This is a genomic window from Mucilaginibacter sp. P4_C11 (assembly GCF_056402115.1).
Genome location: NZ_JBFUIA010000034.1, coordinates 42,665 through 55,682 on the forward strand (window position 1 = coordinate 42,665; position 13,018 = coordinate 55,682).

The window sequence follows — 13,018 nt, forward strand, 5'->3', positions numbered from 1 at the left end:
TAACGACAATTTGATTCTTTTAAAAAAATTATATCCACAACGCCGCTAAAGCAAACAGCAATGCAACCGTCATAATTAACGCCCCCAGCTTTAAAAATGTCCAAAAGCTTACATATAGTCCTTCGCGGCGTAGGGCAACCAGCCATAGGATGGTTGCCAATGAGCCTGTTACCGACAGATTTGGCCCCAGGTCGATGCCAATGAGTACCGAACTTTTGATAATTTCGGGTACATTGCCTTGAACAACATTGCCGGCTATTAACCCGGCTGGCAGGTTATTCATCAGGTTACAGGCAAACGCGGTAATTATGCCGCTGCCCCAGGCTGTTGCATTTACAGCGTGGGCGGCGTTCTCATGAAGCAAGGCTGTCAAACGTTCTATGATGCCGGTTTTGCCCAGCGCCTCCACAATAATAAATAACCCGGCAACCAGCGGCAGCACCGCCCATGAAACCCCTTTTACCACCATCCACGGATGTTTTTTAGCCCTGATAATTACAATGGCTGATGTTAAAATTCCTGTTAAAGCAGTTGGCAGGCCCAATTGAATATCAAACGCTGATGCAATTAATAAAATAACGGCTGTGGCACCTATACCAATGATGGCTGTTTTGCCGCCCTGGGCCAAAACCGGGATAGTTATATCTGTTTCAATTTTTGCTTTTAAAGCCTCACGCTGGGTAAAGCGCAACATGATGTAAGTAACCGCTATCGCAAAAAAAGAAGGCAAAATATATTGCGGCAACCAGTGTAGTAGTGGTGGCATATGGCTGCCGTAAATTACCAGGTTGGCCGGGTTTGATATGGGCAAAACAAACGAAGCAGCATTGGCTATAAACGCGCAAATTAACAGGTAGGGCAGGGGCTTATCAACCTTAGCGGCCTTTACAGCAGCTGCCACTGCCGGGGTGAGTACAACCGCTGTGGCATCGTTTGATAAGAATGTAGTAACCACCACACCAACCAGGTATATAAGCAGGAAAAGCCTGTTTGCTGATCCTTTGGCCATTCGTGTGGCGTGAGCCGCCAGCCAGTCAAATAGCTTTTCTTCGCGGGCCGTTTCTGCAAGCAGCATCATGCCGGTTAAAAACAGGTATACATCAGTGCCTTTCGCTACACCGGTTAAGCCATCTGCAGGTAATATCAGCCCAAAAACAATTAGCAAAATAGCCCCTGATATCGCCCAAGCTACCTCTGGTATTTTAAACGGCCTTATAATTACCCCCGCTATGGCAAAAAAAGAAATAATCCAGATATAAATATGCCCCATATAATAATTCAAAGATGTTGAATTAATTGATTATAGACACACAATCGCTTTTATTTTGATGGAGCTTCTGAATACTATTCAGCATTGCCCGGCGACTTAGCCGACATCAAATGCATTTAGTTGGTGTTAAATTGCTTTGTTCTGATGTTTATTTATTGTTAATAAAAAGTGTGTTTATAATGAAGGAGTTACTCTATTGTTAAGTTACTGAAACCATTGGGTTAATTAATGAAAAATGGAACAAAAATTCAAAATTGCTACAGATTTGATGGGGTTTCTTTGCGGAAAATATCGTGTTAATGAAACAGATTTATTCAGCCTTGATCTTCATTTTTTTCGTCTCAGGTTCTTATGCTTCTACTATATCGGGCTCTGTTTTTGACAAACGTGTTAGCGAACAACTTGTTGGCGCAACACTGGTACTACAGCCCGGCCCGGTTAAAACCGTTTCAATGCTTAATGGAAAATATGTATTGAGTAATTTAAAAGCGGGTACTTATAAATTAAAGGTTTCATACATTGGTTATGTATCAATTGATACTACGATAACACTTGCAGACAATCAAAATTTAAAGCTAAACTTCGCCCTTGTCTCAAATACTTCCAGCTTAAATGGTGTAACCATATCCGCAAAGGGCAATAAAGAATCGGACAGGTACGCAAAAAGGGCTGAGCAAAGGGCCGATAATCTGGTGAATATCGTGTCGGCCAATTCCATTGCTATATCGCCTGATATTACGGTTGCCAACGTGCTGGCACGTGTTTCAGGTGTTTCCATCGAAAGAGGGAATACAGGCGACGGCCAGTATGCCATTATCAGGGGTATGGACAAGCGTTATAATACAACGTTGATAAACGGGGTTAAAATCCCAAGTCCGGATAATAAGAACCGGTATGTACCATTAGATATATTCCCGGCAGATTTGGTTGAACGTATAGAAATTTCAAAATCGTTAACTCCCGATATGGAAGGCGATGCCTCCGGTGGCGTTATTAACATGGTGATGAAAACAGCGCCGGACGAATTCAGGTTAGAGGGAAATGTTGGCGCAGGCTATAGCCAGTTATTTTCAAAAAGACCATTTGACAGTTTCAACACATCATCAATAAATAAACAGTCGCCAGCCGAAATTTTGGGAAATGGTGTTTATGCGCCGGTTTCTTCTTTTCCTTACAATAACCTGATAACAGGTACAAAAAAGACCCCTATCAACAGCAATTTTAGCTTAACAATAGGCGATAGGTTTTTAAATAAAAAACTCGGCGTTATTTTTTCAGGCACTTACCAAAATACCTATGCGGGCAACAATACATCAGTATTGGTTCAAAATGCCACATTAGGGCCGGCGGCAGGCCCCAACGCCACTATGACACAGGTTTTCCCCGATTACCAAACCCGCAAATACTCTTCCTTAACCAATAGGCTTGGTTTGATCTCGACAATCGACTATAAATTTAATGCAGATAATACGGTAAGCCTGTTTGGTACTTACCTGCAACTAAACGAAGACCGGGTACGGTCAACCAATGATATTCTTTTGGGTAATTATTCTTATAACGGTTATATCGGCGGTTTTCAAAACAACAACCAAACTCAAACCAGGCAGGATTTGCAGAGCATTTACAGCCTGATATTACATGGTAACAATAAACTCGCTTCGTTTTTTACTACAGACTGGTCGTTAGTTTATTCACAGGCCAAACAGCAACTGCCAGATTACGCAGCGTTCAATACTTCGCAGCAAATTAGCCCTAATGCTTCGGGTACGGCCACATCACTCTCATACGGACCCGTCTCGGTAGAAAAAGAAACACGTGAATGGACCCGCAATACAGATAGGGACATATCCGGTTATTTGAATTTGCATTACAGCACCAAAATAAACAATCATACTACACAAATTGGTTTTGGCGGTATGGCAAGGCACAAAAACAGGGACAACTACGATAACCAGTATAAGCTGAGCCCGGTTCCGGATGCTGATTCAACTTATCAGAAATACGTTTCTATCCCGGCTTCGCAATTTAAATTTATACCCAACACCGATGCGTTAGGTACAGCATTTAGTAACCCTGGGGTATATACTTTTCAAGAAAACATTCAGGCAGGATATGTACAGGCAAAGTATTTTATAAACGACCGTTTTGACGTTCTATTTGGGTTACGGGCCGAGCATACATCACAATCATATGATTCATCGTTACCGGCAACTATAGCGGGTAAATCGGCATCTATAACTTATACCGATTATTTGCCAAGTGTTAACGCTAAGTATGCGTTAAGTAATAACCAGGCTTTAAGGTTATCTTATTTTAAATCGGTTTTGCGCCCTGCGTATTCAGACCTGGTACCGTACCAGGATAATACCGGCTTTGCTACAGATAATTTTCCGATACAAGGTAACCCGCATTTGCAACATTCGGTTATCGATAATTTCGATTTCAGGTACGAGGTTTTTCCGAACGGTTTAGATCAGTTTATGGTTGGTGCATTTTATAAAACAATTACCAACCCTATTGAATATGCCCTGGTGCAAACAGATTTTTCGGCCAATCTTACGTTAAGCCCATACAATTTTGGAACAGCCCATAACTATGGCTTAGAGGCGGTTTTCAGAAAATTTTTTGGAAATATAGGTGTGTCGGGTAATTATACTTATACGCATTCTGTAATTAACTCTACCAAGAAATTTACTTACGTAGATCCTGCCGACAATAGCTTTCACAATATCGACGTAAACCAATCAAGGCCCTTACAGGGGCAATCGGCTCATGTGGGCAACTTCTCTTTATTGTATAAGGATAGCAAACATAAATTAGATGCCCAACTTGCCGCGGTTTACACCGGCGAAAGAATAAATACCCTGTCATTATATAAAGATCTTGATAACTGGGAAAGGCCAACTATCAACCTCGATTTCTCGGCCCAGAAGGAGTTCAGCGAGCATTACATTGTATATGTAAAAGTTAACAACCTGCTAAACACGCCCTATAAATTAATAATAAAACAATCAAATAAAGCTTATAGCGGCAATAATAAGCTGCCTATACAGGATAGCCCTAACTATGCCACGGTAGAAAACGATAAGTTTTACGCCAGGTTCCTGGTTGGTTTCCGGTTCAAATTTTAACAATAAATTACTATAACCCATTTAATCATGAAAAATTTAAGAAATGCATTGGTTTGCCTATCAGTATTGGTACTGGCAGCGTGCAGCAAAAGTAAAGATAACGCCGTTATATCGGCTCCGCTGCTGCAAGTAGGGCAGGCGGTTAGCAATACTGCGCCCCTATCCGGCTCAATCAAAGGCACAATGCTTGCCGGCAAAACGTACACCGTATCTGGCGATGTTACCATTAATGCAACCGATACGCTTTTAATTCAAAAAGGGGTTACTGTAAAAGTAACTAACTCTGCTACTTTTATTGTGAAAGGCACCTTGGTTAGTTTAGGTACAAAAGATGCCCCGGTTACTATAACTGATCCGCGCAGAACTAAAACTACAGGTAACTCAACAGCCGCAACAGATTCTGCATATGCAGGCGGATGGGGCGGTATTTACGCCGATGTTACCTGCAAATTGTTAGTTATTAAGTGGACACACCTTGATTTTGCAGGCGCTGGCTTAAAATCGCCTCCGTTCACTGGCCCATCAACCGGCGATCAGTATGCTATATACTGGCAAAATCCAAATGGGAGCTTCATTTTAGAAGATTCGTGGATTTATGGTACGCCTGATGATGCTGTTCGTTTTTACGGTGGCAACATCAACATGATGAGAAACACATTAGAAAAATGCGGAGGCCTTGGCGGCGATGGTTTTAATGCAAAAGGTGGTACACAAGGCAATATGGCATACAACCTTATTATTGGTGGTGCTACAAATGGTACAAAATCTGCAAATGACGGTGCAAAAGGCTCAATCCAATGCCAGATAGCCATGTACAATAATACTTACGTGAATGGTGGTTTCAGAAACCATGGCGTTTACGGTGCCCGTTCCGGATCTGTAGAGGTTGAAAATAATTCAAGGGCTTTAGCTTACAACAACCTTATTGTTGATTGCGATTTTGGTGTGCGCATTGCAGGTGGTAACAACGTTACTGCTAAAGTTTATTTAGCCGATACTTTAAGCCACGCTGATGGCCCTATTACTAAAACAGCTTATGGTTATAATTTTTATTATGCCGATAACGTTGCTATTGCCAATCAGTTTGTACCTACAAACATAGCGCAGGCAGTTGTTACCCATCCTCAGGCTACTGATATCCCTAACTTAAAAGCATTTTTAGGTACTTCTTACATCTTCGGTTTTAAATATGATGGTACATCGTTGGTAGGTAAAAACAACCCAATGTTTGTAAACTACCCGCTTCCGAACCTGAATTTTGTAAACCAGGCCTCTGTTGATGCATTTAACTTCCGTCTTCAGGCAGGCTCACCTGCTGTAGGCAAAGGTTATACCAGCTTTAGTGCTATTGCTAATGTTCCGGTTGATCCAAACTTTGGTTCAAGTGGTATAACGCCTCCGGGTAAAGATATCGGTTGCTACCAAACTGATGGTACTGGTAACCAACACTAATGTTTATTAGTTAAATACAAATTATAGCATGACAACCCCGTTTAATGTAAACAAAACAACAAAATACATTAAATGTGGGTTGTTTTGTTTTTTGATAATTGTTGCAGCGGCCTGTAAAAAAACAGGCAGCAGTATTGCACCGGTAAAAGATACGGTGGCAACAACGCCGCCGGTTAGTCCGGTTGTTTTCCCCTCTCCAACATATGATCCTGCGTCGTTAGATACTACAAGGCTATTTAACGCGGTGCCGGTAACCAATCATCTTTTCCGGACAGATCTGGTAGAGATATCGGGCATCGCCGCAAGCAGGTTAACCCCTGGATTGCTGTATATTCATAACGATAGCGGCAACCCAAACCAGGTTTACCTTACCAACGGAAGCGGTGCCGATAAAGGAACGCTCACTTTAACCGGGGAAAGTAACCGCGATTGGGAAGATATAGCCGTAGGCCCGGGTCCTGTTGCAGGTAAAAGCTATGTTTATGTGGCCGATATAGGCGATAATGACGCGAAATATAAAACGGTAATAATTTACCGTTTCCCGGAACCCGATTTAACCGGGAAAGTTCTGCCGGTTACAATGGATATAACCGACGTAGATAAAATAGAATTAAGATATCCGGATGGCTCGCGTAATGCCGAGACCCTAATGATTGACCCAAAAACAACGAATATTTATATTGCCAGTAAAGAGAATAACCTTTCAAAAATTTATGTTGCCAGGTATCCACAAAGTACTATTGCGATAACAACTTTAACTCCTGTTGTTAAGTTGCTGTTTAACAAAGCTACAAGTGGCGATATATCTGCCGATGGTAGCGAAATTTTATTGAGGAGCAAGGAGTCTATATGGTACTGGAAGTTGCCCACAGGCCTTTCCATAACTGCCGGGCTGCTCACAAAGCCGCAATACGCCCCTTACTTTAATAACGAACCGCAAGGCGAGGGTGTATGTTTTGCTGCGGATGGCTCCGGATATTATACAAACACCGAAGTAAGGGACTATCCCGGTTCTTTAGCTACTATTTCTTTTTATAAAAGAAAATAATTCCGAATACGAGTCATCTTAATAATTGATTTAAAACCCCAAAATGAAGTTTTTTAAAATTTTATTTATTGCAACTATTGCTATAAACGCTTGTTGTTTAAATGCCTTTGGTCAAAAAAGCATTTCCAATGATTTAAAAATAGTCTTCATCCGCCATGCCGAGAAGCCGCTTAAAGGGGATAACCTTACCTGCGAGGGTTTAAACCGGTCATTAAAGCTTCCAGCGGTAATAACCGCCAAATTTGGTATCCCGGCATTTATATTTGTGCCCGGCCTAGGCTTAGGCGAGGCTACAAAGCATGCCCGTATGTTTGAAACTATTGTGCCGCTTGCTGTTAAATATAATTTAGTCGTTAACAGCAGTCGCGCCCAAAAAGATTCGTTAGGATTAGCGGCCGATCTTAAAAGCCGCTCTGGCGTGGTTTTGGTAGCGTGGGAACACGGGGGCATTGCACCCGTTGTAAGGGCGCTGGGTATAGAAGATTCAGGTTTAAAATGGCCCGATGACGATTATGACAGCATTTGGGTAGTAACCTTTAAAAATGGTGAAGCTGTTTTAACTAAAGATAAAGAAGGTATTGTACCCGCAGTTGGTTGCGCTTTTTAATAAATACAGCAAAACAGTATATTGCAAAGCTTTTATTAAACCAAGTACTTATTTAGTTTGAACGCGCGCCGAAAACAGATTCTTAACTATACCATGGCAGCCATCACCGTGGGTTTCGTGTTGCTTACCGTATTTGTTTATTTCGACCCGGCTTCTGTGTTCGATCTCAATTTTTCAAAAGAGGTGCAGGAACACCAGAACCCTGTTTTGGACAGTATCATGGAAGCTATAAGCTGGCCGGGATATGTGCCGGCATCGCCTGTCATTGTACTTTGCACCGCCCTTATCTTCTTTATATTCAAATATAAAAAGGAGGCTTTGTTTGTGGTGCTAACCATGTTATCGGGCCTTATCAGTACGGTTATTAAGGTGGCTGTAAACAGGCCCAGGCCAACGGAAGACCTTATCAGGGTAGTAGCAAAAAATCAGCAGCAAAGTTTTCCCAGCGGTCACGTGTTGTTTTACGTAATTTTTTTCGGTTTCTTAATCATCCTTATGCTGCGGCTCGAAGCCATCCCCAAAGCTATAAAGGTCATTGTTTCGGCCATTTGCCTGCTTTTGATTTTTGCGGTGCCGGTGTCAAGGGTATACCTGGGCGCCCATTGGTTTACCGATGTATTGGGCGGATTTTTGCTGGGCATCATCTGCCTGTATATATTGGGCTATCAATACCTTAAAACAGAGTCAAAATAAGCCGGATCAATTTTGCTTTTGCTTAAAATAAAACAGTAGTAAACCCAACGCTAACATTTAAGCTTTGCGGGTTAAGTAAATGATAATTGCCGCGGGGCGACAGGTAAAAGTACGAAGGTTCAAATACCAGGGCAAAATGCTCGGCCAGGTAGTACTCTGCCCCGGCGCTAAGTTTAAAAGATAAATGGCGGCGGCTTACCTGGTCAACTGTTATAGTGCCGGTTTTAAAATTTACTCTGTCGTAACTGTTTATGCCAAGGCCGGGCTGTATCAATCCAAACAACTTTATTGCGCCGGCTTTATGCCTGTAACCCACACCCAATGAAAAAATGGATGAAGATAACTTCCCGGTGTTAACATTAGTGGGCGAATTTGAGTACACCTCTTTATAATGGTTTGTTATTGCATCGTAATTAAACCTGTAAAACAGCGCATTTCCTTCAACCGGCCTAAACTCAAGTGCGGTGGTAATCATCAGCCCCGCCTGCATATCCAGATCTGATTTTACATTGCCCAGTGGCTGGCTTAAACCTATAGCGCCCGGGAAATAGAATTTAGACATAATGCCGTTACTTTGTCCGTAGCTATTATCACTACATCCAAAGGTTATCAGCAACAATAAAATACAGGTAATTAGTAATGATGATAACTTCATACTTGGCGTTGAAACATAACTTACAGGATTATTTACGTTCCAGCTTCTGAAACGGAATTTTCAGTATATTTAAAAATACGCTGTTTTTTGAAGGCTCCAGGTGCGTATCTACCCCAAATATGGTTTTCTCGTTTTCAAGCTCAGCAAAGGTGCCAAAAAGGCGGTCCCAGATGCTTAAAACATCACCATAGTTACAATCGGTATAAGGCAGCTGGTAATGGTGGTGCACATGGTGCAAATTAGGTGTAATAAAAACCAGGCCCACTATTTTGTTGATACGATTGGGTAGCCTGAGCGTGGTATGCGCCGCTATATTTGAAAACGTTTGCACGGTTTGTCTTAAAACAAGCACCATAGCCACGGGGCCCAGCAAGAAAACCCAAAGCATCTGGAAACTGGTGCGTACAAAAGTTTCGCCCGGATGCTCCCTTACAGTGGTTGAAACATCAACCTTTAAATCGCTGTGATGAACAAGGTGGAACTTCCATAGAAAATCAAACTTGTGCATAATAACATGATAAATGTACTCGCAAAGGTCCATCAGTATAAATAAACTGGTATAGTATACCCATGGGTTGTTATGAAAAGGCAAATAATTAATAAGGCCCCAATGGTGTTGGTTTACCCATGCAGAAACAAGCAGTACAAGGCTTATCATAGCTAACTGCACCGGAAGTGCCGTTAAAATAAAAAGCAGGTTTACACGCGTATGTTTAAACTTTTCAGTGGCAATACTATTTGTAAAAATAACTTCAATGAACCATAATAACGTAATAATCACGGCAAAATAAGCCAGTTGTACTATATCCTGATTTTTGGCAATAAAGGACTGGGCCATCATTGAATATCGGTATTGAATTATGAGTATTAAGAAAGTCAGTCAGCGCGCTGAAAATTAACGCTATGTAACAAACATATATACAAATTCTGAGTGAATGTTGAAGTATTGCCCGATGTTAATGGAATTTTAAATTAATATTGATTTTGGGCTGAGTAAGTTTAGCTGCGTCGAACTAACGTTTGGCTATTTATCCAATTTAAACCTTATGGTAACAGCATTTCGCCCCCGGTAATATTTGGCAGTGATAAAGGCCGGCAATTTATCATAAGAATCAAGGACGTTGGAGAGTACAAAATATTCGATTTTTTGGATATACCTTGACTGGAACATCAGGTGATTGCTTGCATCGGGGTGGCCGCTGTTGGCATAATAGGTTACGGAACCCATTTGTATTTGGCTTGCCCCGCTAAAACCATTGGCCAAATTAAGTTTAATTTGCTGGCCGTGAAAATTTGCAGTGTAGGTGGCAGCACCCGGCTGGGCAAAACATAAAAAAGGCGATGCTATTAACAATAAAATGAATAAAGTTTTAGGCTGCATAAGTTTGATTTTATAGACGATATTACGGGCAAGACCATGTGTGGGTTACAAAATAAATTCAAAAGTCAAAATTGACTGTCTGATTGAACAATAAATAAAACATATCGGCGAACAATAAAGTTTTTCACACATACACCACTTTCAACCTTTCGCCATTGACCTTTCGCCTTTAACCCCATATAAATAATTACCTGTTCAAACAAAATCCGTATTCGGTGTTTTATCTCTAAAAAGAATATTATGTCATTCGATCAATACCACGAACCAGTAAATGAATTATCGGCCGAAACCCGCACATTTGCAAGGATGATTGTTTCGCTTACCGAGGAGGCCGAGGCCATTAATTGGTACGAGCAACGTATAGCTGTAGAAACAGACAAGGATGCCAAAGCCATTATGCAAAATGCCCAGCAGGAGGAATTTAAACATTTTGGCATGGATTTGGAATTTTTGCTGCGTAAAAAGCCCGTTTGGCGCACCACATTAAAAGCCATTTTATTTCAACAGGGTGATATTGTTGAATTGGGCAGCAAAGGCGAAGAGGCGGCCGAAGACTAAACTATTTTACAATGAATAACCAACGAATAAAACTGGTACAAGGCGATATTACCAAAATTAAAGCCGACGCTATTGTTAATGCTGCCAACACATCGTTATTGGGCGGCGGGGGAGTTGATGGCGCTATCCATCGGGTCGGTGGTAAGGCTATACTGGAAGAGTGCATTCAAATTCGTAACAGGCAGGGGGGCTGCAAAACCGGCGAAGCGGTAATTACCACGGGCGGCAATCTTCCCGCAAAATATGTTATACACACGGTTGGGCCGGTTTATAATAATGGTGGTAAAGGCGAGGATGGATTGCTGGCTTCCGCTTATTTAAATAGCCTTAAACTGGCTGCCGAAAATCATGTGGAAACTATTGCCTTTCCAAATATCAGTACGGGTATTTACCATTTCCCTAAAAACAAGGCGGCAAGTATCGCCATAAAAACAGTACAGGATTTTTTGGCCGGGAACGACAGTATTAAAGAGGTGGTTTTTGTTTGTTTTGATGACGAAAACTGCGGTATTTATAAGGGCTTGCTATAAAGTGCAGTATTGCTCAACAGGTGAAACAGTAAAAGGTAACATTATGGCCTTTTATAAAATAGAAATTGAAACGAAATCGCAACAAATATAAAGTAAGGATCGAAAAAAATACTGAAATCCTTCCATCTCCTCAGGGCAAAAGTCGTCTAAACATGGTTAACATAACTTAACACATTTCAGGAAAAATATTTGCAAGTATTTGATAGTTAATATCTTATATTTTATCATGGTTAACACTAAACTGATAGCGTAATTTAGGCGAATCCAAATATTTGCGCCTGTTGTTGACCAATACAAGTCACTTCGGTACCCCTGTAATTTAACCCGGATCAGCAATAAAAACAAGGTATTGTTTGAATGCTTATATCTTCGCGACGCCATAAGCTTATTCCGTTAGCTATTATTAAATAACAGCTTATCGCCATTAACTATTTAGATGCGTTTCCCTGCCTACCTCACCATGCACAAAATCCAGCAATCGAAAATTAGTATAGACTTTATCACACAATGGTATTGCTACCTACTGGCACTGGTATGTAAAAACATAGCCAGGTTGGCCACCTGCATGGTTTGCAAGGTTGAACTATTGGCCGATTTAAACCTGGTGGTGCCGCCAAATACAAACAAATAGTTACTATAAACAGCCGAACCGGTTGCCCGACGTGGCTCCATGTTTGATTTTAATTTTACAAATTTACCCGCCGTAATATCATAATAGCCTATAAAACTTTCGTCGTCGTAATCGCCGGTTACAAATATCCTATCGCCGCTTGCAACAACACTATTGGCCGATAGGAACTGCGGTAATTTACAAACGGTTTTCCAGGTATTGGTTTTAATATCATAAGCATTCACGTTTGACGATGCCCGTTTTAAAAAGGCATCGTAACCTCCAATAGTATAAATCACATTGTTAACAACCGCTCCGGCGGCTTGCAGGCTTTCGGGCATAGCGGCCAATTGGGTAAATTTCTCTTTCTGGGGGTCAAATTCATAAAGCGAATTGCTGGTGCGGCTTTTTTCGCGGCTGCCGCCAAATAAGTATATCTTGTTGTTACACTCCAGTGCGGTACCATAAATGGTAGCTTCGGGATTCATCACGTGCAGGTTGTTAACCTGGCCGGTTTTAACATCAATGGTTTGCACACTCTGGTAAATCTGGCTGGCGCGGTACTGCCCGCTGACACCACCAAAAACGTATATTTTACTCATGGCAGGCACATACGCAGCCTCTGCCTGCATCCGGTTACCGCCAAGGTCGGCAAAAACCGACCACCGGTTTATTTGCGGATCGTACTTTAAAACCTCGTTTGAAAATCCCATGCGGCCTTTATAGCCGGCAACAGCGTATATGTAATTACCATCGGTAACAGTGGCTGTCCAGGTAAGCGGGTAGGGTAAATTGGCCGTGCTTTTAAAGGTTATAGCGGCTGTGTCGGTTTGAGCTTTACTTTTATTGATGACTAAGCCATTAATGATCAACAGGATTAGCAAAAATTTAAGTTTTTTCATGATAGAAGTATGGTTTAGTAAATTTATATATTGTTAGATATTTTATAAGTTAATAGTTTAGTTGTAACTTAATAATTACAAATGGTTATGACGTACAGGTTTCAGATTCTGAATGTGCAGATGTTGCATATTTATCAAATAAACTAAAAGGAATTATTAATCTGCACATCTGTTATCTACA

12 protein-coding genes are annotated in these 13,018 nt (G+C 41.4%); 7 read left to right on the forward strand and 5 right to left on the reverse strand.

The window, feature by feature from the left end; genetic code table 11:
- Window positions 1–28: 28 nt before the first annotated feature.
- Window positions 29–1,282, reverse strand: a complete 1,254-nt coding sequence (locus tag AC1DU2_RS25145; protein ID WP_477387793.1) for an arsenic transporter — start codon at window positions 1,280–1,282, stop codon at window positions 29–31.
- Window positions 1,283–1,569: 287 nt separating this feature from the next.
- Here AC1DU2_RS25145 and AC1DU2_RS25150 point away from each other — a divergent pair, with 287 nt between their 5' ends.
- The 5 genes from AC1DU2_RS25150 to AC1DU2_RS25170 all read left to right on the forward strand — a co-directional run bounded on the left by AC1DU2_RS25150 (window position 1,570) and on the right by AC1DU2_RS25170 (window position 8,201).
- Window positions 1,570–4,401 carry a TonB-dependent receptor gene (locus AC1DU2_RS25150; RefSeq protein WP_477356914.1) on the forward strand — a complete coding sequence of 944 codons (2,832 nt, stop codon included), beginning with the start codon at window positions 1,570–1,572 and terminating at the stop codon, window positions 4,399–4,401.
- Window positions 4,402–4,428: 27 nt separating this feature from the next.
- The gene (locus tag AC1DU2_RS25155) at window positions 4,429–5,853 is read left to right on the forward strand and encodes a hypothetical protein (RefSeq protein WP_477356912.1); all 1,425 of its coding nucleotides are present in this window, start codon (window positions 4,429–4,431) and stop codon (window positions 5,851–5,853) included.
- A gap of 28 nt (window positions 5,854–5,881) precedes the next feature.
- Window positions 5,882–6,901, forward strand: a complete 1,020-nt coding sequence (locus tag AC1DU2_RS25160) for a hypothetical protein (protein WP_477387795.1) — start codon at window positions 5,882–5,884, stop codon at window positions 6,899–6,901.
- Between the two features lie 43 nt (window positions 6,902–6,944).
- Window positions 6,945–7,508 (forward strand): histidine phosphatase family protein, encoded by a 564-nt coding sequence (locus AC1DU2_RS25165; protein ID WP_477387797.1) that lies wholly within the window; start codon window positions 6,945–6,947, stop codon window positions 7,506–7,508.
- Window positions 7,509–7,601: 93 nt separating this feature from the next.
- The gene (locus AC1DU2_RS25170) at window positions 7,602–8,201 is read left to right on the forward strand and encodes a phosphatase PAP2 family protein (RefSeq protein WP_477356906.1); all 600 of its coding nucleotides are present in this window, start codon (window positions 7,602–7,604) and stop codon (window positions 8,199–8,201) included.
- Window positions 8,202–8,223: 22 nt separating this feature from the next.
- Here the strand turns inward: AC1DU2_RS25170 and AC1DU2_RS25175 are convergent, their stop codons facing one another.
- From AC1DU2_RS25175 to AC1DU2_RS25185, 3 genes are all read right to left on the reverse strand, one after another.
- Window positions 8,224–8,856, reverse strand: a complete 633-nt coding sequence (locus tag AC1DU2_RS25175; protein WP_477356904.1) for an outer membrane beta-barrel protein — start codon at window positions 8,854–8,856, stop codon at window positions 8,224–8,226.
- A gap of 28 nt (window positions 8,857–8,884) precedes the next feature.
- The gene (locus AC1DU2_RS25180) at window positions 8,885–9,697 is read right to left on the reverse strand and encodes a sterol desaturase family protein (RefSeq protein WP_477387799.1); all 813 of its coding nucleotides are present in this window, start codon (window positions 9,695–9,697) and stop codon (window positions 8,885–8,887) included.
- Window positions 9,698–9,880: 183 nt separating this feature from the next.
- Window positions 9,881–10,237 (reverse strand): hypothetical protein, encoded by a 357-nt coding sequence (locus tag AC1DU2_RS25185; protein WP_477387801.1) that lies wholly within the window; start codon window positions 10,235–10,237, stop codon window positions 9,881–9,883.
- 240 nt (window positions 10,238–10,477) lie between these two features.
- On the opposite strand from AC1DU2_RS25185, the gene AC1DU2_RS25190 reads away from it, so the two are divergent.
- Complete coding sequence (locus tag AC1DU2_RS25190) at window positions 10,478–10,795, forward strand: ferritin family protein (protein ID WP_477356898.1); 318 nt, start codon at window positions 10,478–10,480, stop codon at window positions 10,793–10,795.
- Between the two features lie 11 nt (window positions 10,796–10,806).
- Window positions 10,807–11,325, forward strand: a complete 519-nt coding sequence (locus AC1DU2_RS25195; RefSeq protein WP_477387803.1) for an O-acetyl-ADP-ribose deacetylase — start codon at window positions 10,807–10,809, stop codon at window positions 11,323–11,325.
- A gap of 516 nt (window positions 11,326–11,841) precedes the next feature.
- Here AC1DU2_RS25195 and AC1DU2_RS25200 read toward each other — a convergent pair.
- On the reverse strand, window positions 11,842–12,837 hold the full coding sequence (locus AC1DU2_RS25200; protein ID WP_477387805.1) for a Kelch repeat-containing protein: 996 nt from the start codon (window positions 12,835–12,837) through the stop codon (window positions 11,842–11,844).
- Window positions 12,838–13,018 lie beyond the last annotated feature (181 nt).